General features: G+C 68.5%; 22 protein-coding genes. 16 read left to right on the forward strand and 6 right to left on the reverse strand.

The window, feature by feature from the left end; all coding sequences use genetic code 11:
- Nucleotides 1-165 precede the first annotated feature (165 nt).
- Nucleotides 166-714: a rhodanese-like domain-containing protein gene (locus G406_RS0116650; protein ID WP_028934697.1), complete on the reverse strand. Its 549-nt coding sequence runs from the start codon at nt 712-714 to the stop codon at nt 166-168.
- Nucleotides 715-784: 70 nt separating this feature from the next.
- Between G406_RS0116650 and G406_RS0116655 the strand changes: the two genes are divergently transcribed.
- Entirely contained in the window at nt 785-2155 is a 1371-nt protein-coding gene (locus tag G406_RS0116655) for an MBL fold metallo-hydrolase (protein ID WP_028934698.1), read from the forward strand.
- Here G406_RS0116655 and G406_RS47460 read toward each other — a convergent pair.
- Nucleotides 2152-2409 (reverse strand): hypothetical protein, encoded by a 258-nt coding sequence (locus G406_RS47460; RefSeq protein ID WP_037077059.1) that lies wholly within the window; start codon nt 2407-2409, stop codon nt 2152-2154. The genes G406_RS0116655 and G406_RS47460 overlap by 4 nt on opposite strands.
- 259 nt (nt 2410-2668) lie before the next feature.
- Here G406_RS47460 and G406_RS0116665 point away from each other — a divergent pair, with 259 nt between their 5' ends.
- Entirely contained in the window at nt 2669-2959 is a 291-nt protein-coding gene (locus tag G406_RS0116665) for a hypothetical protein (protein ID WP_028934699.1), read from the forward strand.
- Between the two features lie 105 nt (nt 2960-3064).
- Here the strand turns inward: G406_RS0116665 and G406_RS0116670 are convergent, their stop codons facing one another.
- The gene (locus tag G406_RS0116670) at nt 3065-3583 is read right to left on the reverse strand and encodes a hypothetical protein (protein WP_028934700.1); all 519 of its coding nucleotides are present in this window, start codon (nt 3581-3583) and stop codon (nt 3065-3067) included.
- 108 nt (nt 3584-3691) lie between these two features.
- Here G406_RS0116670 and G406_RS0116675 point away from each other — a divergent pair, with 108 nt between their 5' ends.
- Both G406_RS0116675 and G406_RS0116680 read left to right on the forward strand, forming a co-directional pair.
- Complete coding sequence (locus G406_RS0116675) at nt 3692-4423, forward strand: methylated-DNA--[protein]-cysteine S-methyltransferase (protein WP_084216124.1); 732 nt, start codon at nt 3692-3694, stop codon at nt 4421-4423.
- Nucleotides 4424-4522: 99 nt separating this feature from the next.
- Nucleotides 4523-5470 carry an acyl-CoA desaturase gene (locus G406_RS0116680; protein ID WP_028934702.1) on the forward strand — a complete coding sequence of 316 codons (948 nt, stop codon included), beginning with the start codon at nt 4523-4525 and terminating at the stop codon, nt 5468-5470.
- Nucleotides 5471-5557: 87 nt separating this feature from the next.
- Here G406_RS0116680 and G406_RS0116685 read toward each other — a convergent pair whose 3' ends face one another.
- The gene (locus tag G406_RS0116685; protein ID WP_084216125.1) at nt 5558-6775 is read right to left on the reverse strand and encodes an MFS transporter; all 1218 of its coding nucleotides are present in this window, start codon (nt 6773-6775) and stop codon (nt 5558-5560) included.
- Between the two features lie 195 nt (nt 6776-6970).
- Nucleotides 6971-7654, reverse strand: a complete 684-nt coding sequence (locus G406_RS0116690) for a winged helix-turn-helix domain-containing protein (RefSeq protein ID WP_051342214.1) — start codon at nt 7652-7654, stop codon at nt 6971-6973.
- Nucleotides 7655-7966: 312 nt separating this feature from the next.
- Here G406_RS0116690 and G406_RS47465 point away from each other — a divergent pair, with 312 nt between their 5' ends.
- From G406_RS47465 to G406_RS0116705, 3 genes are all read left to right on the forward strand, one after another.
- Nucleotides 7967-8530: a DUF4142 domain-containing protein gene (locus tag G406_RS47465; RefSeq protein ID WP_156934944.1), complete on the forward strand. Its 564-nt coding sequence runs from the start codon at nt 7967-7969 to the stop codon at nt 8528-8530.
- 34 nt (nt 8531-8564) lie between these two features.
- The gene (locus G406_RS58370; protein WP_064742946.1) at nt 8565-9785 is read left to right on the forward strand and encodes a DUF1996 domain-containing protein; all 1221 of its coding nucleotides are present in this window, start codon (nt 8565-8567) and stop codon (nt 9783-9785) included.
- 201 nt (nt 9786-9986) lie between these two features.
- Nucleotides 9987-10706 carry a methyltransferase domain-containing protein gene (locus G406_RS0116705; protein WP_245607137.1) on the forward strand — a complete coding sequence of 240 codons (720 nt, stop codon included), beginning with the start codon at nt 9987-9989 and terminating at the stop codon, nt 10704-10706.
- Between the two features lie 55 nt (nt 10707-10761).
- Here G406_RS0116705 and G406_RS0116710 read toward each other — a convergent pair whose 3' ends face one another.
- Nucleotides 10762-12108 (reverse strand): hypothetical protein, encoded by a 1347-nt coding sequence (locus G406_RS0116710; RefSeq protein WP_028934707.1) that lies wholly within the window; start codon nt 12106-12108, stop codon nt 10762-10764.
- Between the two features lie 213 nt (nt 12109-12321).
- Here G406_RS0116710 and G406_RS0116715 point away from each other — a divergent pair, with 213 nt between their 5' ends.
- The 9 genes from G406_RS0116715 to G406_RS0116755 all read left to right on the forward strand — a co-directional run bounded on the left by G406_RS0116715 (nt 12322) and on the right by G406_RS0116755 (nt 22261).
- Entirely contained in the window at nt 12322-12774 is a 453-nt protein-coding gene (locus G406_RS0116715; RefSeq protein ID WP_028934708.1) for a hypothetical protein, read from the forward strand.
- Nucleotides 12775-12823: 49 nt separating this feature from the next.
- A complete protein-coding gene (locus G406_RS0116720) occupies nt 12824-13687 on the forward strand; it encodes an Fpg/Nei family DNA glycosylase (protein WP_028934709.1) in 864 nt (287 codons plus the stop codon).
- 52 nt (nt 13688-13739) lie between these two features.
- Entirely contained in the window at nt 13740-14933 is a 1194-nt protein-coding gene (locus G406_RS0116725) for a sensor histidine kinase (RefSeq protein WP_342666225.1), read from the forward strand.
- A 34-nt stretch (nt 14934-14967) separates the two neighbouring features.
- Nucleotides 14968-15861, forward strand: coding sequence for a S49 family peptidase (locus tag G406_RS0116730; RefSeq protein WP_028934711.1), 894 nt, complete (start codon nt 14968-14970; stop codon nt 15859-15861).
- Nucleotides 15862-16058: 197 nt separating this feature from the next.
- The gene (locus tag G406_RS0116735; protein ID WP_028934712.1) at nt 16059-16940 is read left to right on the forward strand and encodes a LytR/AlgR family response regulator transcription factor; all 882 of its coding nucleotides are present in this window, start codon (nt 16059-16061) and stop codon (nt 16938-16940) included.
- Nucleotides 16937-17869, forward strand: a complete 933-nt coding sequence (locus G406_RS55725; RefSeq protein WP_051342217.1) for a hypothetical protein — start codon at nt 16937-16939, stop codon at nt 17867-17869. The genes G406_RS0116735 and G406_RS55725 overlap by 4 nt, the downstream gene beginning before the upstream one ends.
- A gap of 392 nt (nt 17870-18261) precedes the next feature.
- Nucleotides 18262-20091 (forward strand): sodium/solute symporter, encoded by a 1830-nt coding sequence (locus G406_RS47470; RefSeq protein ID WP_084216127.1) that lies wholly within the window; start codon nt 18262-18264, stop codon nt 20089-20091.
- Nucleotides 20092-20273: 182 nt separating this feature from the next.
- Nucleotides 20274-20615 (forward strand): DUF485 domain-containing protein, encoded by a 342-nt coding sequence (locus G406_RS0116750; protein WP_028934714.1) that lies wholly within the window; start codon nt 20274-20276, stop codon nt 20613-20615.
- Nucleotides 20612-22261 carry a solute symporter family protein gene (locus G406_RS0116755; protein ID WP_037077062.1) on the forward strand — a complete coding sequence of 550 codons (1650 nt, stop codon included), beginning with the start codon at nt 20612-20614 and terminating at the stop codon, nt 22259-22261. The genes G406_RS0116750 and G406_RS0116755 overlap by 4 nt, the downstream gene beginning before the upstream one ends.
- Nucleotides 22262-22264 lie beyond the last annotated feature (3 nt).

A 22264-nucleotide genomic window follows, 5' to 3' on the forward strand; every position in this document is an offset into this window, starting at 1 on the left:
CCTTGCCCCGCGATCCTGGCCTGCTTCTTGGTGTGGCCAGTCGTTGTCAATCCTTTACTTCGACCCTGCTGCATGTGCACCAGGAGGCTGCGTCGAAGCGCGAAGCGGGATTGACAACGACCGGCCGCACCAAGAACGATCGATGGCCAGCGGGGAACAAAACCCTCAAGAACTGAGCCGAGAAACAGCAACCTCAACATCGCCAGAGGATGCCCGGTTGTAGGGCAGCTTCCCCAGCAGAGTGCCCATGGCGCACGTATTGCTCACAGCGGAGAACACGAGACCGGCCCCGATGGCTCCGGCGAGAAACCGGGCCCTGGGCCAGATCAAGCTGCCGAGGATCCCGCTCAACACGAGAGACCCGGCGGTGAATCGAACCTGCCGCTCCATCGCCCAGCGGGTACCGGAGGCCGAGGTGGTCGAGCCACCCGAGGCGGTCCACGCGGTCATTCCACCGGTCAGGACGCTTCCGGGAACGTGCTGCTGCGCGGCGGTGGCCCGGCCACCGGACTGGCAGACGAGCACGACCTCCCGAGGCAGCGTCTCGGGGAAGCGAGGTGCGTGTGCGGCCAGTTGGTCGACCGGCACGTTGAGCGCCCCTGGAATGTGACCGGACTCGAATTCACCGGGCGTCCGGACGTCGAGGATGATCACTGAAGGTGACCCGAGCCGCTCACGCAGCGCGGCGACGGAGGTTTCTGGCTGCACGGTCATGGGACTCGCCTTCGGACGGTCGAGTGGGTACCTTCTTAATGTACCTACATTACGGGGAGGTCGGTGCGCGGTGATCCTCGAACAATTCTATTTGAGCTGCCTCTCCCAGGCGTCGTACCTGGTCGCGGACGAGACGACCGGGCGCGCGATCGTCGTCGACCCGCGTCGGGACGTGGAGCCGTATCTCGTCGCGGCGGGCGAGCGCGGGCTGCGGATCGAGCTGGTCGTGCTCACCCATGTGCACGCCGACTTCGTGCCGGGCCACAGTGAGCTGGCGCAGCGCACCGGCGCCACGATAGCGATGAGCGAGCACGCGCCGGTCGGTTTCGAGTGCCGGAAGCTGAGTGACGGTGAGGTCATCGTCCTCGGTGACGTCACGATCACGGTGCTCGCCACTCCCGGCCACACTCCTGACTCGATCACGCTCGCGGTGGGTGAGCACGGTGACGAGCCCGCGGCGATCCTCACCGGCGACACGTTGTTCCTCGGCGACGTCGGCCGGCCGGACCTGCTGGGCTCCGCCGGCCGGACGTCCGAGCAGATGGCCCGTGAGCTGTACCGGTCGCTGCGGGACAAGATTCTGCCGCTGCCCGACGACGTGCTGGTCTATCCGGGGCACGGTGCGGGCAGCGCGTGCGGAAAGGCATTGTCCAGCGAGACGGTCTCGACGCTGGGTGCGCAGCGCGCCACGAACTACGCGCTCGCGCCGATGAGCGAGGACGAGTTCGTCGCGGTGGTGACCGACGGTCTCGGTGAGCCGCCCGCGTACTTCGCCGACGAGGTCGCGCTGAACCGCGCCGGACACCGGCCCTTCGACGCCGCCGCGCCGCTGCCCGAGCTCACCTCCGCCGAGGCCGTTGCCGAGGGTGAAGCAGGCGTGCTGCTGCTGGATGTGCGCGACGACCAGAGCTTCACCTCGGGACACCTGCGCGGCTCGGTGAACGTCGGGTTGTCCGGCCGGTTCGCCGAGTACGCCGCGGCTGTCCGTCAGTCGGAGCAGCCGGTTCTGCTCGTCGGGTCGGCCGCCGACGTGCGTGAGGCGCGGCTGCGGCTGGCCAGAGTCGGCATCGACGCGGTGAAGGGTGCCTGCACCGGGCTGGACGCTCGCCCCGAACTGATCGCGCGGCACAGCAGGCTGACCGCCGCCGAGGCGGCGCGCCGGATCGAGCACGTCGACGGGCTACAGGTCGTCGACGTGCGCGCGCCCGGCGAGTTCGCGGGAGGTTCGCTGCCCGGAGCCGTCAACCTGCCGCTCATCCGGCTGCGCACGCTGACCGGCGAGCTAGACCCGGATCGCCCGGTGCTGGTCAGCTGCGCGGGCGGTTATCGCTCGATCGCGGCGGCGTCGCTGCTGAGTGCGCGGGGTTTCCGCGACGTCTCCGACCTGCTCGGCGGCTGGGCGGCCTGGCAGTCCCAGAATGCCGTCACAGCGATGGGCTAGGTCGTGGTGAGGCGGTTGACCGCGCCTCGGAAACGCTGTTGCGCACCCTGCTTCGTGGTGCCGTAGATCGCGCCGATCTGGGTCCAGGTCCCACCGTGGCGGCGGACGTCGGCGACCGTGCCGATCTCCAGCTCGTCCGCTGCCTCGCGCAGTGCTCTGGCCGCGGTGAGTGCACTGAGTTCGTCGGGCGCGGATTCCAGAGCGTCCAGGGCATCCCGCACGTGCTTGGTCGAGGAGCCCTTTTTCGCCGCCATGGGTCAAGGTTAGCTTGACCACTCTGGGGTCAATGAAGGGTTGACTTTGGTCAATGCTACGTTGACTGTGGAAGTCAACGTCCGGTTGACCTCACGGTGTAACGGGAGGAGGACGACATGGCGAAGAAGAAGGACAAGAAGAGCAAGAAGGGCAAGAAGAAGAAGTGAGCCGGTAACCCCGCTGGGGGTCGAGCCGGCCGAGCGATCAGCAGAGTGCAGGCTCGGCCCCCCGGGGCCAGCAGTACAGGAGGTCACAACCATGTCTGTTGAACTGACACTGGAATCGGACCTGAAGAACGCCGTCGCCGCGGTCAGTACCGCGCTCACCGCGCTGCGCCACGATCCGCGCTCGACCGCCGTCCGGCACGCGCTGGATCGCGCGACCGACGCGGTCTCCGCCCTCGAACCGGACCTGACCGCCGAGGTGCTGAAGCGCCTGGTGGCCAGCATCGCCGACTGTCACCGCGAGGGCGTCACCCACTCCCGCCGCCTGGCGGTCTGCCACCGAAGCACCCGAGTGGCCCTCCGCCTCGACCCCCGCTGGGCCTGACCCCTCCCCGCGAGTCGGGGTCCTCAGCACACCGAGTCGGGGATTTCAGCACACCCGGTGTGCTGAAACGCCCAACTCGATGTGCCAGGACGCCCGACTCGCCGGTCAGGGGCGAGTGCGGCCCCAGGGCTTGAAGACCGACAGGACGAACGCGGCCAGCAGCGCCAGCGTCGAGACGATCGGCGGTGCGAACAGCTCGCTCGTCACCGCGACGAGCGGGGCGCCCTCGGCGATCAGCCGGCCGGTGTCCGCCGCGCCCAGCATCGTGGGCCGCAGCGCGAAGGCGACCAGCAGCACCAGCACGATGTTGAGCACCAGCTTGACCAGCACCCACCAGTAGCGCACCAGCCCGTACTTCGTGACCATGCCCAGCGCGACCCCGCTGGCCAGACACAGCGCGCCGCTGATGAGCAGCGGCCAGACCGCGAACAGCTCCAGTGCCCGGTAGCTCACCGCGACCGTCGACACGTCGTCGCTGAGCAGGATCGTCCCGACCAGAACGCCGAGCACGACGTCGATCCCGAGCCAGGCGCCCGCCGACACGATGTGCAGCAGCAGGAACGCCTTACGCCGGGTGCCCCGCCGAGCCGGAGCGGTGTGCGTCCTACTCATCAGTTCGGTCATGCGTCTCAGCATCGGCGTCGCGGGCCCGCCCGTCGTCCGTCCCGGGACGACACTCCACCTACCGCGGGGGGAGTAGGAACTGTCGGTGCTCGCCAGCACAATGGACGCATGACCAGGAGGGTGCTGAACAGCTCGGGCCTACCGCGCGACGCCCAGGCGGCGCCCTCGCCGCGTTGTCGGTTCGGGCCGATCCAACAACGGGATCGGCCCGAGCCTCCGTCTTGCGATGACGTCACCTGGCCGCCGCGCGCCACGGCCGGAGCTGCTCACCACCCTCCTGGCGAGGAGTGGCTCGCGTGGACCGTGGTCGCGGCGCCGGTGCCGCTGCGCGCGCTCACCGTGGGAGTCACCGAGGCCGGCGTCGTGCTGGTCTGTTTCGGGGCCGGTACCGGCGCGGTTCGCGCACAGCTGGCCGAGGCGGGGCGCCGGCTGGACGTGGCACCGGTCGAGGATGCCGAGCGTGCCGGGCCGATCGCGGCCGAGCTGGCCGACTACCTCGCCGGGCGTACGAAGACCTTCGACGCGCCGATCGACTGGCGGCTTACCCACGGCGATCAGCAGGTGGTGCTCCGGACGCTGTACGACGAGGTCGGCTACGGCGACACGATCACCTACGGCGAGCTGGCGGTCCGCAGTGGCGCATACGCGACCGAGCGGGGCGCGGGCCAGGCAGCGCGGCGGGTCGGCGCGATCATGGGATCGAACCCGGTTCCGGTTATCGTGCCGTGCCACCGGGTACTCGCAGCGAACGGCCTGGGTGGTTTCGGCGGCGGGTTGGAGAGCAAGCGATGGTTGCTCGACCTGGAAGGCGCTCTACCACCGATGCTGGACCTGTGGTGAGTCCCGCCGCATCTCGTTGTTCCCGGACTACTAGCACAATATACTGGTAGTTAGGTAATCCTAAGTCCCCGATCGCTCTCACAGCGCAGAAGGAATCCTATGACCGCAGGACCCGACGCCCCCGCGAAGACAGCGCGCCCCGAGCTCGAACCTGAGCCCAAGAGCAAGGTTGAGCAGGTACTGCTGCCGGTGTTCGTGGTCCTGCCCTTCCTCGCGGTGCTCGCCGCTGTCCCACTCGCATGGGGCGCAGGCTGGCTCGGCTGGAGCGACGTGATCATCTTCACGGTGTTCTACCTGATCAGCGGGTTCGGCGTGACGATCGGCTTCCACCGCTACTTCACCCACGGTTCGTTCAAGGCCAAGCGCCCGCTGCGGATCGCGCTGGCACTGGCCGGCAGCATCTCGCTGGAGATGAGCGTGACCGACTGGGTGGCCACCCACCGTCGGCACCACAAGTTCTCCGATCTCGAGGGCGACCCGCACTCGCCGTGGCGCTACGGCACCGACTGGAAGGCGCTGACCAAGGGCCTGTTCTTCGCTCACGTCGGCTGGCTGTTCACCGATGAGCGCACCAACCGCGCGAAGTACGCCCCGGACCTGGTGGCCGACAAGGACATCGAGCGCATCCACAAGTTCTTCCCGCTGCTCGTCGCCGGTTCGATGATCGTGCCGGCGCTGCTCGGCGGCCTGTTCACGCTGTCCTGGTTCGGCATGCTGACCGGGTTCTTCTGGGGCTTCCTGGTCCGCGTCTCGCTGCTGCACCACGTCACCTGGTCGATCAACTCGGTGTGCCACGTGTTCGGCAACGAGGACTTCAGCACCCGGGACAAGTCCCGCAACGTGTGGTGGCTGGCCATTCCGTCGTTCGGCGAGTCCTGGCACAACCTGCACCACGCCGACCCGACCTGCGCCCGCCACGGCGTGCTCAAGGGCCAGCTCGACTCGAGCGCCCGGGTCATCCGCTGGTTCGAGCAGCTCGGCTGGGCGAGCAACGTGCGCTGGCCGAACGAGGAGCGCCTCGCCGCCAAGCGCATCAACACCGCCTGACGGATTCCCCGACTCACCCTGACAATCCCCGACTCGCGCGAACCATGCGCGAGTCGGGGATTTTGTCTGCGCGAGTCGGGAGATTTGTCAGGGTGAGTCGCGGGATTTGTCCGGCTTCGACGTGCGTGGGCGCAGGGCGACGGCGGTGAGGACCGTGGCCGCGAGACCGCCGGCACCGGCCAGGAGGAACGTGGTCCGTGCCGAGGTGGCGTCCAGCAGCAGCGCACCGCCGACGTAGGACAGGCCCGCCGCCACACCGATCGCGCCGCCCCAGACGCCGAACACCCTGCCCTGCAGCTCGGCGGGCACCTCGCGTTGCAGCAGGGTCGTGGCGCCGACGTCCATCGCGGCGATGCCCAGCCCGCGCACCGCCTGCAGCCCGAACGCCACGGCGACCGCCCAGCTCAACCCGGTCAGCAGGTTGCCGGCGCTGCTCACCGCCCAGCCGGTCAGCATCAGACCCGCCATCGACGTGACCAGCGCCGTGCGCCTGCCGAGCAGCCAGTAGCCGAGCAGCAACCCGATGCCGACCGCGCTGAGCAGCACCGCGACCGCGGAGTCGCCGCCGTGCAGCTCCTGCCGGTTCAGGAACACCAACGCGACGTCGTCGATGCCGTTGCAGGCGATCACCACGAACGAGCCCAGCACCACGGCGCGGGCGACCTTCGCGCGCAGCAGGTAGACCAGCCCGTCGCGGGTGGCCCGGCCGAGGCCGACGGGGTCTCCGGTGGTGCTGTCGGCCGGCAGCGGGGGTAGCCGTAGCAGCAACAGCGCCGAGACCGCGAACGTCGCCGCGTCCACCAGCAGCACGCCGCGCACCCCGAGCAGTGGCAGCCCGATTGCGGCGAGCAGTGGGCCGATCGCCTCGGCGCCGTTCGTTCCGAGCCCGAGGGTCGCGTTGGCGCTCGGTAGTGAGCCCGGTGCGACCAGCCTGCCGACGGCAGTGCGGGACGCGGGCGCGAACACCTGTGCGGCCAACGCCCTCGCAGCGACCAGGGCGAACAGGATCGGGAGGGTGGGTAGCCAGAGCGCCAGGACGATCGTCAGCAGCACCTGGGCGAGCTCGCAGCTGATCATGATCCGGCGTAGGTCGAACCTGTCGGCCAGCGCGCCGGCGAGTGGACCGAAGAGGGCCGGTAGGACGTCGCCGACCAGGAGCAGCATCGCCACGGCGAGGGCCTGGCCGGTGTGGTCGGCGACGTGGAGCAGCAGCGCCACCAGGCTGAGGGTGTCGCCGAGGAAGGAGATCGTCCTCGCGGCGCACAGGGCGCGGAAGGTGCGGTCTGTGCGGAGCAGGTCGAGCATGGGGGGAGCATGGCGGATCAGGTGGGTCCGGGGCTCCTCGGTTTTGCTGTGGTTGCGTCTACGGCTCGTGAGTGGCGAGTGGTCCTATAGCAACCCTCAGCACTCACGACGAAAAGCGTGTCGTGAGTGCTGAGGGTTGCTACGCCTTCGGCGCCCCTTCGGGGTAGGACCACTCGCCACTCACGGGGCGGGGAGCTAGTCCTCCAGGAGGTAGCCGACTCCTCTTACCGTTCGGATTCTGTCCGAGCCCAGTTTTCGGCGTAGGTAGCCGATGTAGACCTCGATGACGTTCGACGAGGGCGGGTCCCGCCACAGCATGGACGTGAGCTGCTCGCGGGACAGTGCTTCGTCGGGGTGGCTGATCAGGATCGTCAGCAGGGCGAACTCCGTCGGCGTCAGGGTCACCAGCTGGCCGTCGACGCTGACCAGGCCGAGTGCCGTGTCGATCGTGATGTCACCTCGCCGTGCCACCGAGCGCTCCTGCGCCGCCTGGTCACGCACCCGCAGCCGCAGCCGGGTGAGCAGCTCATCCGCGGGGAACGGGGTCAGCAGGTAGTCGTCCTGGTTGCCGCGCAGTCCGGCGACGATCTGGTCACGCTGTTCGCGGCTGGTGAGGGCGATGACCGGCGTGTCGGGGGCGAGCCGGTGAAGTCCGGTGAGGACCGACGCGGTGTCCAGGCCGGGGAGCCCGGTCTCCAGCACGACCGCGGCGAACGACGCGGCCTGCACGCTGTCGAGGACCCGGGTGCCGTCGTGCGTCACGGTGGCGTCGAACGCGTGTGTACGCAGCGCACGCAGCAGCGCGCCGGTCGATCGGTCGGACGGGACCGCGAGCAGGACGCGGTAGCGCCGAAAGCTGGTTGTTCGAGGTTGCTGCACTCGGCCCAGCGTTGCGTGACTGGGCACCCGTGACAATCGGTCAACGGCCGGAATACCCGTGCGGCGCAGTGTTTTCGGGCGTTATCTGAGGCACACCCGGCGCATGCGGACCAGTGCGCCGCGGCGCTCGGCCGAGTACGTGGCTGCCCGGCGCACCGCGTCGACCACCCGGTTCGGCGGCTCTCAGCTTCCGTATCCGAGCGGGTAGCGGTCCTTACTGTCGCCCGCAGGCGCTCCCCACGCTGTCAGCTCCCCAGCTGTGTTCCACCGCATTGCTCCCCGAGAAGAAGCAGTACCCAGAGAGGTTCCCCCGTGCCCCCCGACACGTCCTCGTCCGCCCGTACGACAGTGCTGCTCGCCGTGCTCACCGGCGTGGTGGTCGTGCTGTTGACCTGCGTCGCCGCGCCGAGTCCGACCGAACCCACCGGTTGGACGCACTCCTCGGCGGCACCGATCAGCGCGGCGGACCGGGAGATGCTGGTCGCGGTCCGTCAGGCCGCGCTGTGGGAGACGCCGGTCGGCCAGCAGGCACAGCAGAAGGCGACCAGTGCGGGCGTCCGGGATGCCGCGGCCCGGATGTCCGACGAGCTGAGCGTGCTGTCCGAGAACGTCCGTGCGGTCGCCGACCGGCTCGGTGTTCCGTTGCCCAGCCAGCCGACCGCGCGTCAGCAGGCCTGGGCGGCCGAGATCTCCGGCGAGTCCGGCGCCGGTTACGACACCACGATGCTCAGCCACCTGCGTGCGACCTGCCAGGCGACTCTCACGGTGATCGAACGGACGCGTGCCGCGACGGCCAGTCCCGAGATGCGTTCGCTCGCCGACGAGGCGGCACGGGTGGTCGGCGGCCACCTGCGGCTGCTGGACCGCCTCGGCTGAGCCCTTCCCCCGACGACGAGAAAGAGACATCGAGATGGTTCGTCAAGGACGACATCGTGTACCCAAGCCGACCGCGTTGCTCGTGGTCGTGGCGACTCTGCTGGTCGGCAGTGGCATAGCCGCCGCGGTGGGTACCGCGGCGGCGGACTCCCGATCCAGTCGCGCCGAGGTGTCGGCCGAACGGGATGACGACCGGGGCCGGGACCGGGATCCCGATCGCGGCGACAACCGGGGCCGGAACGACAACGACGACAAGGACCGGGGGAACAGGAAGGACGGTGACCGGAACAAGGACAAGGACAAGAACAAGGACCGGGACAACGACCGGAACAACGACCGGGACAAGGACGATGACGACGAGTTCCCCGGCCGCGACGACGCCGGTCCGGCGGATGACGACGACTACGTGGACATCACCCGGGTCCGGGTGAAGGACGACGAGCCGCGTAACGAGGCGAATGCGTCGACCGGCAGTTTCACCGCGAAATGCGGGCGCAACGAGAACAACCACCTCAACTCCGACAACTACATGGTGACGCCGGGCCAGCGCAACGGCGCCCAGCACGTGCACGACTATGTCGGCAACCTGTCCACCGACGCCTTCTCCGACGAGGACAGCCTGCACGCGGCCGGTACGACGTGCGACCGGGGCAACATCTCGACGTTCTTCTGGCCGGTCCTGCGCGCGACCAACCAGCAGGGTGACGACGTCGACGAAGACGGCGGCGGCCGGGACGGCAACTTCGGCAGAATCCTGCGCCCGGCCAAGGTGGACCTGCGGTTCCGGGGCAACCCGACCGGCAAGGTGATCCCGATGCCGGACGACCTGATGATCATCATGGGTGACGCGAAGGCCAAGACGAACGGCGACGAGAACGCGAACGCGCAGTGGACCTGCACGGGCTTCGAGAACCGGATCACCGAGCGGTACCCGCTGTGCCCGGCGGGCAGCAAGCTGATGCGCATCCTGGACTTCCCGAGCTGCTGGGACGGCGAGAACCTGGATTCGAAGGACTTCCGTTCACATGTCGTGTACCCACGCGATAATGGCTCGTGCCGGCGCGGTTTCGAGGCCGTCCCGCAGTTGAGGATCACCTTGACCTACGACCGTCCGGACGGCCGTAACTTCGCGGTCGATTCGTTCCCCGATCAGCGACACGATCCGCGTACCGATCACTCGGACTTCGAGAACATGGCACCCGATGCGCTGCTGGATCTCGCGGCCAACTGCATCAACACCGGCAAGAATTGTTAACCTCGGGTAACGGGGTTCACCCAGCGTACACGTGGTGTCAAAGGTCGTTCATGATCAACAGTGGCGACGATTTCGTGTTACGCTCGGCGAATGAGACAGAGAGATCGTTCTACGACCCTGTCCACGGTCAGTCGGACAGAGATTAGGCCGAATTCGGTTTCATCTGTGCCTCGGCAGCGAAATAGGCCTCACCGAATTGCCTTGCCGGAACCGAGCCACTCCTATGATCAGGATGCGGAATGGTTCGTCGTCAAAGAAGGGGAAAACTGGCGGGAAATCCGTTTCCACGATTACAGTGCGATCTACGACGTCCCCGGCCTGTACGAGCAGCTGTTCTACGAGACGTTGCGCTGCGACTCACCCCGGTTCATGTCCGAGTTCCTCGACGCCGAGCTGGTCAAGGCCGGTGAGTCGGGGAGCGGCCTGAGGGTGTTCGACCTCGGCGCCGGCAACGGCATCATGGGCGACGAGCTGCGGCGACGCGGTGTCGAGTTCGTGGTCGGCGCGGACATCCTGCCGGCCGCTGAAGAGGCGGCCGCCCGGGACCGGCCGGGGACGTACCGCGCCTATCACGTGCTGGACATGTTGAACCTGACCGAAGACCAGCGCCACATGCTCGACGGCTACCGGTTCAACGCGCTGACCTGCATCGCCGCCCTCGGCTTCGGCGACATCCCGCCGGGTTGCTTCCGTACCGCGTACAACCTGCTGGAGACCGACGGCTGGGTCGCGCTGACCATCAAGGAAGGGTTCCTCGCCGAGACCGACACCTCGGGCTTCGCCACGATGATCCGCGAGTCACTGCGGGACGGCACGTTCGAGATGCTCGAGTCCCGCACCTACCAGCACCGCCTGGCGACGAACGGCGACCCGCTGCACTACGTCGGCATCATCGGCCGCAAGCGCAAGGACCTCCCCTAGCCACCTGCCGTGAGTGAGTTGGGCTGCCCTGGCAGCCCAACTCACTCACGGGTACTCACGGGCTCGGGAGGGCGCCGGCGCCGCCGAGGCCGGTAGCCGTCCGCGCGCGGGTGTTCTCCAGGCCCTGGGAGCCTTCGGACGGGGCGTAGACGTCCTGGCCGAACACCGGGCGCGTGTCGTCCGCCGTGCCGCCGATGCCGTCCGGGCCGTAGCCGTACGCGCCGGGCAGGTCACCGCTGTCCATCAGGTCGTGCGTGCCGTTCTCCGGGTCGGTGTGCCAGCTGCCGAGGAAGTGGCCGGCCTCGTGCGAGGCGATGTCGCCGACCGCCTTGGCGATGAACGCGATCTTGTCGCTGTTCGGCCCGATGTAGTGGTTGAGCGAGGCGCTGTCCTCTGCCGGGCCCGACAACAGGTCGAGCAGGACCAGCGCGGTCTCCTCGCGCGCGAAGTTGCCGGGGTCGACCGACTGGGCGATCCCGACGGTCTCCATGTCCGCCTCGGCCTGGGTGCCGCCGATCACGAGCCTGCTCACGTTCGCCCGGCCGAACTCGTCGGGGTTGTCGACCGAGTTGTCCACCACGACCTGGGCCGGTCCGGCGGCGCGCAGGTTCAGCGCAACGGTGTCGGTGATCGCCTGGATCAGCCGGGGCTCGTCGGCCTCGGTCAGGCCCCACTTGGGCAGGAAGGCACTGAACGGACTGAGGGTGCGCGGCTGGCTGCCGCCCGCGTCGGTGCCGAAGATCGTGGTGTCCAGCGTGGTGCCCCGGAACTCCAGGTAGATGCGCTGCACGTCGCCGCTCGACCGGAAGATCTGCACGGTCGCCTCGAAGTCGCCCGGCCCGCCGGACACGGAGAGCACGTGCGTGCCGGTCATCGCGGCGACGTGGTCGAAGTCGGCGACGACCTGCTGGCCGCCCTCCGGCACGAGCGGCGAGGACGTCGGGTAGGTGCTGGAGCGGTCCTGCGCGGAGCCCTCGACGAACGTGTTGCGCGGGTCGAGCAGCCGCAGCTGGTAGCCGGTGTCACCGCTGGACCCGCTGACCGCGACGCTCAGTACGTCGCCGGTGCGCAGCGGGATGCCGAAGCTGTCCACGTCGCCGGGGTTGGTGAGCGTCCCGGTCACCTCGGCGCGCGGGTTCTGCCCGGGCCCGCTGCCCAGGCCGCCGATGGGCTGGACGTACCCGGGACGCGGCGGCTCGGCGGCGATCTGTAACCCGACGGGCCCCCGCACCGCCTGCTTCCGGGGCGGCGCCCGGTGCGGGAGGGTGCAGTACGAGTGCGCGGCCTCGGTCGCGGCGGCCAGTGCGACCGGGTCGATCCGGGCGGGAATCGGCGTGGTCGAGTACCTGGTGGTGATCAGGACTAACGCGGCGACCGGCAGCAGGACCCACGACCGGTGCATGCGCGTCACTCCTGCTCGTCGACGAGGCCAAAAGGTAGCGTTTGGTAACTTTCAGTCACCAGCATTGCTACCCATTCGAGTGTCTCTCGGCGAGTCGTGCACACAGGGTGTCCGCTATAGCGAACAATGCATCACGGTCCGAAGTAGCGTCCACGGCGTGTCCGGATGTGGAAAACTGGTGTCCGAGCAGCGACATCGGTAAGGGTAGGCAGCATGGTCACCAAGTCGAAGACGGTTGTCGGATCGGACGGCCGTACCTGGACGGTGCGTCGCCGCATGGAGTGGTCCATGCCGGCCACCGGTGAGGACTTCGAGCATGACGTCGACGGCGGCCGCTCCGCCGCTGTCGTGATCCTCTCGACGCTGGCGCTGTTCTACATCGCGCTGTTCTCCTGGATGCCCTCGGACGTGCACGTGCCCTGGTGGGTGGTGTTCGCCGGGCTGATCATCATCGGCTTCTTCCCGGTCCGCTGGGTCATGCGCAGGCCGTGGACGCTCGTCGCGCAGACCCCGGGCGCGTACGGAGCGGACCTGGAGGCCGAGCACTGGGTCGGCATGGTGCGCGGCTACGGCAAGGCCCGCGAGGAGAACGCGATCATCGTGCGCCAGATCCGGATGCGCGCGACCCCGGGCTACGCCGACGGCCCCCTGCAGCCGGTCACCTAGTGGCTCCCTTCCGAGGTCGACCGGCCACCTCCGGCGCAGGGGGCCACTGATGCCCGAGCTCCCCGAGGTCGAGGCACTGGCCCATCACCTGCGCACGACGGCGACCGGCCATCAGGTCGCCAGGGTGGACGCGGCCAGCATGAGCGCGCTCAAGACCTTCGACCCGCCCGCCTCGGCGCTGGTCGGCCGGACCGTCACCGGCGCGGCCAGGCACGGGAAGTTCCTCGACCTCGACTGCGACGGTCTGCACCTGGTCACGCACCTGTCCCGCGCGGGCTGGCTGCGCTGGCACGACACCGCCTCGACCGTCCCGCCCAAGCCGACCGGCAAGGGCCCGATCGCGCTGCGCGTGCACCTCGACGCGCCAGGTGGCCCGGGGTTCGACCTCACCGAGGCCGGCACGCAGAAGCGGCTCGCGGTGTACGTGGTGACCGATCCCGCCCAGGTGCCCGGCATCGCCCGCCTCGGCCCCGACGCGTTGTCGCTGACCAGGCAGCAGCTGGGTGAGCTGCTGGCCAAGCGCACCGAACGGATCAAGAACCTGATCGTCGACCAGACGGTCATCGCGGGCGTGGGCAACGCCTACAGCGACGAGATCCTGCACGTCGCGCGGCTGTCCCCGTACGCGGTCGCGGGCAGGCTCGACGAGGCCAAGCTCGATGCGCTGTTCACCGCGCTGCACGAGGTGCTGTCCGACGCGGTCACCAGATCGGTCGGTCAGGACGCCGCCCGGTTGAAGGGGGAGAAGCGCTCGGGGCTGCGGGTGCACGCCCGGACCGGGATGCCGTGCCCGATCTGTGGCGACACCGTCCGAGAGGTGTCCTTCGCCGATCGGTCCTTCCAGTACTGTCCGACCTGTCAGACCGGCGGAAAACCGCTGGCCGACCGCCGCCTTTCCCGATTGGTCAAATAAACACCTCAAGAGTGAGGCCGTCACTACCGAGAAGATGATGGTGTCTGAGTTCGTGACTTCGTCCGGCGCCTTGCTGGTGCTGCTGATCATCGTGGCCCTCGTCGCGGGGATCGCGTTCTTCCTGCTGTGGCGCACCCGTAAACGGCAGTTCGCGACGCCGCTGGAGCGGGCCACGTTCTCCACGCTGCACACCGTGTCGCTCGCGGCGCCGTCGCTGCGGGAGGGTCTGTCGCGCGGGTCCGCCTCGTTCGCGCTGCCCTACCTGCGCACGTTGCTGGAGACCAGCGCGCTGACCATGACCGACGACAAGGCCCAGACGCTGGCCTGGGACGGCGACGGCGACCACCACACGATGGACGTGGTGGAGATGGCCAAAGAGGTGATCAGCACCGGGCGGCAGAAGACCGAGTCGCACAGCAAGATGAAGTGCGGCCGTCCGGACTGCAACATCCGGGGCATCGTCGTGGTCCCCCTGGAAACCGAGGGCAAGATCGTCGGCACGCTCGGCGCGCTGACCGACGCGACCACCGGCCCGGTCCTGATCCGGGCCACCGGCGAGGTCGCGCGCTACATCTCCAGCCAGCTCGACCTCGCGCAGCTCGACGACTCCCGCGCGCGGCTCAACCGCGCCGAGGTCCGGGCACTGCGCGCGCAGATCTCGCCGCACTTCGTCTACAACGCGCTGACCACGATCTCCTCGCTCATCCGCACCGACCCGGACCGGGCGCGCGAGCTGCTGATCGAGTTCGCCGACTTCACCCGGTACTCGTTCCGCACCGCCGGTGAGTACACGACGCTGCAGGACGAGCTGGCGAACATCGAGCGCTACCTGCGCATCGAACGGGCCCGTTTCGGCGACCGGCTGCACGTGCGGCTGCAGATCGCGCCCGAGGTGCTGTCGGTCGTCCTGCCGTTCCTCGCGTTGCAGCCCTTGGTGGAGAACGCGGTGCGGCACGGTCTCGCGGGCAAGCCGAACGGCGGGTCGATCAGCCTGACCGCCGAGAACGCCGGTGCCGAGTGCGTGATCGTCGTCGAGGACGACGGCATCGGCATGGATCCGGACCGGCTGCGGGAGGACATGTCGGATGCGCACCTGTCCGGTGCGCACGTCGGGATGGGCAACGTGGACGACCGGATGCGGTCGGCGTTCGGCGAGGACTACGGCCTGGTTGTGGACACCGCGGTCGGGGCTGGTACCAAGATCACGTTGCGGGTGCCGAAGTTCCGCGCCGGCATTCGAGTCTGAGATAAGAGAAGCGCGGGGAAGTAGCGTGGACGTCATGACAACCTTGCTGGACAGGCTTCCGAAGGAAGTGACCGACCGACTGCCGGGCAAGCTCGGCGAGCGCGGGGACAAATCCGTCGTGAGTGTCGTGCGCCTGCACGGGGTGATCACGCCGTCGGTGGGGCCGCTGGCCCGCTCGGTGATCAACATGACCGCGGTGGAGCCGGTGCTCAAGCGCGCGTTCGAGGCGGACAAGGTCGCGGCCGTCGCGCTGATGATCAATTCTCCGGGTGGCGCGCCGACCCAGTCCGCGCTGATCTCCGACCGCATCCGGGGCCTCGCCGAGGAGCACGGGATTCCGGTGCTGGCCTTCTGCGAGGACGTCGCCGCGTCCGGCGGGTACTGGCTGGCCTGCGCCGCCGACGAGATCTACGCGCACCCGACGTCGCTGGTCGGCTCGATCGGCGTGGTGAGCCAGAGCTTCGGGCTCTCCGGACTGCTGGAGCGCGTCGGCGTGGAGCGCCGGCTGTACACGGCGGGCAACAACAAGTCGCGCCTCGACCCGTTCCTGCCGGAGAAGCCGGAGGATGTCGCCTGGTTGAGCGATATGCAGGACCAGCTGCACGACCTGTTCAAGGAGTGGGTGTCCAGCCGTCGAGGTGACCGGCTCACCGCGAAGGACCCGTCGAAGGAGCTGTTCACCGGCGAGGTGTGGACCGGTGCCGCGGCGAGCAAGCTGGGCCTGGTCGACGGGCTCGGCACGGCGCGGGAGATCCTGGCCCGCCGCTTCCCGGACGCCGAGCCCGCGCTGGTGGAGGGCAGGAAGCCGCTGCTCGCGCGCCTCGGCATGGGCGCCGGGGTATCGAGCCGGCTGTCGAGCGACGGCCTGGTCAACGAGCTGCTGCAGGCGCTGGAGACCCGGGCCGCGTGGTCACGGTTCGGACTCTGACTGCATGTGCGTGGGCGGTATCAGACATAACAGAGGCTCGTAGCACAATGGCGTGCAATGTCGGCAAAAACGTGTTGGGCCTGGCACTCCACACGAATGACAGTCACCATGTGAAGGTCCGATGGTGACCCACAGGTAGTAGCAGCAGTGCAATGATGAGCGTCACACCTGGTGGAATTGGGCAGGATGAGGAGATTGTGAACAACGCAGATGGCTCCGGCGGGCTCGTCGTCCTAGCCGTTGACGACGAACAGCCCGCACTCGACGAACTCGAGTACCTGCTGAAACAAGACCAGCGCGTCAGCGTGGTGTTGACCTCGACCAATGCGAACGACGCGTTGCGCATGCTCAGCACCAGGGAGCGGCGCAGCCCCGGCGGACACAACGGCGCCCAGCCCGGCGCGCCGGTGCACCCGTTCACCGGTCAGCCGATCGCGACCGACACCGACGTCGACGTGGTGTTCCTCGACATCCGCATGCCCGGGCTCGACGGCCTCGAGCTGGCCAAGATCCTGTCCCGGATGAAGGTCCAGCCCGCCGTCGTGTTCGTCACCGCGCACGACGACCGCGCGGTCGACGCCTTCGAGGTCGGCGCGGTCGACTACCTGCTCAAGCCGCTGCGCTCCGACCGGCTGCGCGGCGCGCTGGACCGCCTGCTGTCCAGCAGGGTGGCCGCCAGCAACGAGGGCGGCGCCAGCGACGGCGGTGGCGGCGACGACGAGGTCATCCCGGTCGAGCTCGCCGGCACGACCAAGCTCGTGCCCCGGTCCGCTGTGCGCTACGTCGAGGCGCAGGGCGACTACGCGCGGCTGCACACCAACGACAACAAGAGCCACCTGGTGCGAATCCCGCTGTCGGTCCTGGAGGACCGTTGGCGCGACGCCGGTTTCGTGCGCATCCACCGCTCGTACCTGGTGTCGTTGCCGCTGGTCACCGAGCTTCGGCTGTCCGGCTCCGGCTACGTCGTGCGCATCGGCTCCGGCCCGGAGACCGCCGAGCTCCCGGTCAGCCGCCGGCACACCCGTGAGCTGAAGGACCGGCTCGTCCGCGCGACGAAGCAGGCGTGGAGTCAGAGATGAGCAAAGACGGCAACCTGCCGTCTAGCTTCAACTGGGACGTCGCGGAGTCGGAGGAACCCGCCGACCCGCCCGGCCCACGTACCGCGCGCGACGACGAGACCGATCAGCCGACCACCCGGTTCGAGCCGACCGACACCGGTGGTCTGCCTCGGGTCGTCGGCTCCATCGGGACGTTCGACACCGGCCCGTCCGCCGTCGTGCCGCTGCAGCCACCGCCACCGGTACCGCTGCCGCCCGAGGACCCCGCGCCGCATCCCAGCAGCAGCGGCAGGCACGCGCGCCGGGGGGACGGCGGCCAGGGCATGCCGCAGCTGCGCGGCCCCCGGCTCGACTCCTACGTGCCCCGGCACTCGATCGACATGGCCGGCCCGAACGCGGTGTCCGCAACCGAGGTCACCGAGGTCTTCTCCCGCATCCGGGAAGACCCGATGGAGCCGCCTCGCCCCGCGCGCCCCGAGTCGAGCCAGCCCGTCAAGGTGCCCGACTTCAGCGACGACGATGACGACGACGATGACGACGACCGCAGGGCCGTGCTCGTCTCGGCGCTGCCCGAACCGGAGCCGATCGCGCCGACCGGCAAACGCGTCCGGGTGGTCCTGTCCCAGCGCAAGAGCCAGGCCCGCCCGGTCCGCACGGTGGTGGACGTCCAGGAGCTGACCGAGGTGGGGCAGATGCTCGCATCCAGCCTCATCCGCTCCCAGCTGTCCCTGGCCCTGCGCATAGGCGGCATCGCGGTGCTGGCCCTGGGAGTACTGCCCACGGCCTTCTACCTGGCCCCCGACCTGGGCAGATTCGAGCTGTTCGGCCTGCGCCTGCCCTGGCTCCTGCTGGGCGTGGTCGCCTACCCTTTCATGATCCTGTTGGGCTGGCTCTACTCGCGCTCAGCCGAAAAGCTGGAACAAATCTTCGCCGACCACATCCAGAACTGATTGCCTGTTCCGCGCGCCATCGTTCCCGGCAGGCCCTCCGGGCCAACCGGGAACGATCCAGGCGGCTCGCCTAACGGCTCGCTGCCTGGGGTTTTTCCTCGCGGACCCCCTTCGGGGGCCCACTCGGAAGAATGTCGCCTTCGGCGACGCGCGCGCTTCGTGCCCCGGCTTGGGAGCCGCCCCTTAGGCACTACCCGCCTTCGGCGGAACGGCCTTCGGCCCGCCTTGCGGGGCCCGCCCTTGCAACGTGCGTCACCAACTTGTCGGCGCCGGGTGAGGTGGCTGGGTATGTGGTGCGGGGTGTCGCGCCGCGAGTGGTCGTGGGCGAGCACAAGGCGCGTTTGTGCGCGCAGACAAGATCTTCGGGTCAACTACCCGTAACATCACCCAACATGTCGCCGGGGGCTGTGGTTGCACTCACGTGCATCGCGATCGTTGTGGTGGCCTCGGTCGTCATCGGCTCGTTCGGGGTTCGGTTCGCCCGGGACACGACGGACTTCCTGGTCGCGTCCCGGACCGTGGGGTCGGCGACCAACGCCAGCGCGATCTCCGGCGAGTACCTGTCCGCCGCGTCGTTCCTCGGCGTCTGCGGGCTGATCCTGAAGGACGGGCCGGACGCGTTGTGGTACCCGGTCGGGTTCACCGCCGGCTATCTGGCGCTGCTGCTGTTCGTGTCCGCGCCGTTGCGCCGCTCCGGTGCGTACTCGGTGCCGGACTTCGCCGAGTTCCGTCTGCGCAGCCCCTCGGTGCAGCGGGCCAGCACGATCCTGGTGATCGTCATCGGCTGGATGTACCTGGTGCCGCAGCTGCAGGGCGCCGGCCTGACCGCCGCGACGGTGGTGCCCGATCTGCCGCCGTGGTCCGGCATGCTGGCGGCCAGCATGGTGGTGGTGGCCACCGTCGTGTTCGGCGGCATGCGCTCCATCACGTTCGTGCAGGCGTTCCAGTTCTGGCTCAAGCTGACCGCGCTGTCGGTGCCGGTCGTGGCGCTGTTCGTGCTGGTAGGCGGGAACCATCAGCCGTTCAACCGGCCCGTGCCGCCGCAGTTCCCGCAGGACTCAACGGTGAACGTCACGACCGATGTGACGCTGCGGGTGACACAGCCGGTGCGGTTCAACGGCAACGGCGTCATCGACGGCGAACAGCGCATGGGGCCGGTGACCTGGGGACAGGGCAACCACACGGTGCTGGCCGGCTCCACCCTGATGTTCTCGGCGAACTCGCCGGTTCCGGTCGCGGTGGGGGCGCCCGACCGGGACTCGATCTGGCTGGCGCCGAGCACGAAGGAAGGCAACGACCCGAACCGCCTGGTCGGTATCTACTCGCTGCTGCTGGCCGCGTTCCTGGGCACGATGGGTCTGCCGCACGTGCTGGTGCGCTTCTACACGAACCCCGACGGGCGAACGACGCGGCGCACCACGGTGCTGGTCCTGGGCCTGCTCGGCGCGTTCTACCTGCTCCCGACGCTGCTCGGCGCGCTGTCCCGGTTGTACGTGCCGCAGCTGCTGGTCAACGGGGACACCGATGCCGCCGTCCTGTTGCTGCCGAACGCCGCGCTCGGGATGGGGCTGTTCGCGAACCTGCTGGCCGGGCTCATCGCCGCCGGGGCGTGGGCGGCGTTCCTGTCGACGTCCTGCGGGTTGGTCGTCGGGATCGCGGGTGTGCTGTCCGCGAGCCCCACGCGGTTCAAGCGGCTGCGGGACTTCCGGGTCGCCGCGATCGTCGCCGGAGTCGTCCCGCTGATCATCTCGGTGCTGGTGCCCCGGCCGGACGCGTTGGTGGCGGTGTCGTTCCCGTTCTCGGTCGCGGCGTCCACCTTCTGCCCGCTGCTGGTGCTGGGTATCTGGTGGCGCGGGCTGACCGATCGGGGTGCGTTGTGCGGTCTGATCGCCGGTGGTGTCACCTCGGTGGTCGCGGTGGCGACCCGCGGCCTGTCTTCGCTGGGTGAGGGCACCGAGTGGCGCATCCTGTTGGAGCGCCCCGCGCTGGTCACGGTGCCGTTGGCGTTCCTCACGATGGTCCTGGTGAGCCGGATGACCAGGAAGCGTGTGCCGACCGACGTCTTCCGACTGTTGTTGCGCATGCACGCACCGGAGCGTCTGGGTCTGGCCCAGAGCGGCACCCCGGCCGGTGAGATCGACGAGAGCATCGAGGATGTCATCCCCGGCTATGGTGTTCCCGGTACGGGAGTGAAAGCGACGAGGTTGGAGCCTCCGCGCTAGCACGAACGAGTGATTTCGCCCCGTCGCGACATACGAGTTCTTAACCTGCGGGGTTACTTTTCTGAGCTTGTTCTAATGTGGCTGCGACCACTGTGCGTGGTCAAGTGAATACCGTGCGATTCGATCCGGGCACCAAAGAAAGTCGTTAGGGAGGCCTCGTGAACGCAACGAGTGCGGGATCGATGGGAGACCCGGCCGGCCCGGGTGGCCCGTCGGTCACGATGTATGAGCAGGTTCAGGCAAGCCCGGAGTTCGCCGATCTGCGCAGCAGGCTGCGCCGGTTCGTCTTTCCGATGAGTGTCGCGTTCCTGGTCTGGTATCTGGCATACGTGCTGCTGGCCGCGTACGAGCCCGAGTTCATGTCCACGAAGCTGACCGGCAACCTGAACGTCGGTCTGCTGATCGGGGTGCTGCAGTTCGTGAGCACGTTCGTGATCACGACCGTGTACGTCAAGTACGCGAACAAGAACCTCGACCCGGCCGCGGAGCGGCTGCGTATTCAGATCGAAGGGGACGACCAGTGACCCAGACCACGCTGGCCGCGGTGGTGGTCGGCAAGCCGGCACTGAACATCGCGATCTTCCTGGTGTTCGTGCTGATCACGCTGATCGTCGTGTTCCAGGCCGGCCGACGCAACCGGTCGGCGGCCGACTACTACGCGGCCGGACGCTCCTTCACCGGCCCGCAGAACGGCATCGCGATCTCCGGCGACTACCTGTCCGCCGCGTCGTTCCTCGGCATCGCGGGCGCGATCGCCACCGTCGGCTACGACGGCTTCCTGTACTCGATCGGCTTCCTGGTGGCCTGGCTGGTGGCGTTGCTGCTGGTCGCGGAGCTGCTGCGGAACACGGGCAAGTTCACCATGGGCGACGTGCTCAGCTTCCGGATGCGCCAGCGTCCGGTGCGCGCGGCCGCCGCGGTGTCCACGCTCGTCGTGTCGTTCTTCTACCTGCTCGCGCAGATGGCGGGTGCCGGCGGTCTGATCTCACTGCTGCTCGGCATCGACGACGACAAGAACACCTTCTTCGACGGCCAGTCGCTGGTGATCGCCATCGTCGGCATCCTGATGATCGTCTACGTGCTGGTCGGCGGGATGAAGGGCACCACCTGGGTGCAGATCATCAAGGCGACGCTGCTGCTGGTCGGCGCCGCGGTGATGACCGTCTGGGTGCTCGGCATCTTCGGCTTCAACCTCTCCGGGCTGCTCGGCAAGGCCGTCGAGATGAGCCCGAAGTCCGGCGAGAAGATCCTCGGGCCCGGTCTGCAGTACGGCAAGACGGCCACCTCGAAGATCGACTTCGTGTCGCTCGGACTGGCGCTGGTGCTCGGTACCGCCGGCCTGCCGCACATCCTGATGCGCTTCTACACGGTGCCCAGCGCCAAGGAAGCGCGTCGTTCCGTGGTGTGGGCGATCTGGCTGATCGGCATCTTCTACCTGTTCACCCTGGTGCTTGGCTACGGCGCGGCCGCCATGGTCGGACCGGACAAGATCACCAACGCTCCGGGTGGGGTGAACTCGGCGGCACCGCTGCTCGCGTTCGAGCTCGGCGGTGAGGTGCTGCTCGGGCTGATCTCGGCGGTCGCGTTCGCCACGATCCTCGCGGTCGTGGCCGGGTTGACGATCACCGCGTCGGCGTCCTTCGCGCACGACGTGTACGCCAACGTGCTCAAGCGCAACGCGGCGCCGGACGCCGAGGTGCGGATCGCGCGACGGACCGCACTGGTGATCGGCGTCGTTGCGGTCGTCGGCGGCATCCTGGCGAACGGGCAGAACGTGGCGTTCCTGGTCGCGCTGGCGTTCGCCGTCGCGGCGTCGGCGAACCTGCCTACGCTGCTGTACTCGCTGTTCTGGAAGCGGTTCAACACCACGGGTGCGCTGTTCAGCATCTACGGCGGTCTGATCAGCTCGGTCGTGCTGATCATCTTCTCGCCCGCCGTGTCCGGTCCGCCGAAGGACGGCAAGTACACGTCGATGCTGCACATGGACTTCCACCTGTTCCCGCTGTCCAACCCGGGCCTGGTGTCGATCCCGCTGTCGTTCATCCTCGGCGTCGTCGGCACCTACGTCGGTAGCCGGGAGGTCGGGGCGGAGCGCGGCTACGCCGAGATGGAGGTCCGGTCGCTGACCGGCGCCGGCTCGGAGAAGTCGGACACCCCCGTCCAGCACTGATCA

The sequence above is a fragment of the Actinospineispora spinosispora DSM 44797 genome, from assembly GCF_000429025.1.
GTDB classification, from domain to species: Bacteria; Actinomycetota; Actinomycetes; order Mycobacteriales; family Pseudonocardiaceae; genus Pseudonocardia; species Pseudonocardia spinosispora.

Excerpts from the sequence above, each read along its gene's own strand:
- G406_RS0116650 (WP_028934697.1), bottom strand. The coding sequence starts at position 714 with ATGACCGTGCAGCCAGAAACCTCCGTCGCCGCGCTGCGTGAGCGGCTC.
- G406_RS47460 (WP_037077059.1), bottom strand. The coding sequence starts at position 2,409 with ATGGCGGCGAAAAAGGGCTCCTCGACCAAGCACGTGCGGGATGCCCTG.
- G406_RS0116665 (WP_028934699.1), top strand. The coding sequence starts at position 2,669 with ATGTCTGTTGAACTGACACTGGAATCGGACCTGAAGAACGCCGTCGCC.
- G406_RS0116670 (WP_028934700.1), bottom strand. The coding sequence starts at position 3,583 with ATGACCGAACTGATGAGTAGGACGCACACCGCTCCGGCTCGGCGGGGC.
- G406_RS0116675 (WP_084216124.1), top strand. The coding sequence starts at position 3,692 with ATGACCAGGAGGGTGCTGAACAGCTCGGGCCTACCGCGCGACGCCCAG.
- G406_RS0116680 (WP_028934702.1), top strand. The coding sequence starts at position 4,523 with ATGACCGCAGGACCCGACGCCCCCGCGAAGACAGCGCGCCCCGAGCTC.
- G406_RS0116685 (WP_084216125.1), bottom strand. The coding sequence starts at position 6,775 with ATGCTCGACCTGCTCCGCACAGACCGCACCTTCCGCGCCCTGTGCGCC.
- G406_RS58370 (WP_064742946.1), top strand. The coding sequence starts at position 8,565 with ATGGTTCGTCAAGGACGACATCGTGTACCCAAGCCGACCGCGTTGCTC.
- G406_RS0116710 (WP_028934707.1), bottom strand. The coding sequence starts at position 12,108 with ATGCACCGGTCGTGGGTCCTGCTGCCGGTCGCCGCGTTAGTCCTGATC.
- G406_RS0116715 (WP_028934708.1), top strand. The coding sequence starts at position 12,322 with ATGGTCACCAAGTCGAAGACGGTTGTCGGATCGGACGGCCGTACCTGG.
- G406_RS0116720 (WP_028934709.1), top strand. The coding sequence starts at position 12,824 with ATGCCCGAGCTCCCCGAGGTCGAGGCACTGGCCCATCACCTGCGCACG.
- G406_RS0116730 (WP_028934711.1), top strand. The coding sequence starts at position 14,968 with ATGACAACCTTGCTGGACAGGCTTCCGAAGGAAGTGACCGACCGACTG.
- G406_RS55725 (WP_051342217.1), top strand. The coding sequence starts at position 16,937 with ATGAGCAAAGACGGCAACCTGCCGTCTAGCTTCAACTGGGACGTCGCG.
- G406_RS47470 (WP_084216127.1), top strand. The coding sequence starts at position 18,262 with ATGTCGCCGGGGGCTGTGGTTGCACTCACGTGCATCGCGATCGTTGTG.
- G406_RS0116750 (WP_028934714.1), top strand. The coding sequence starts at position 20,274 with ATGGGAGACCCGGCCGGCCCGGGTGGCCCGTCGGTCACGATGTATGAG.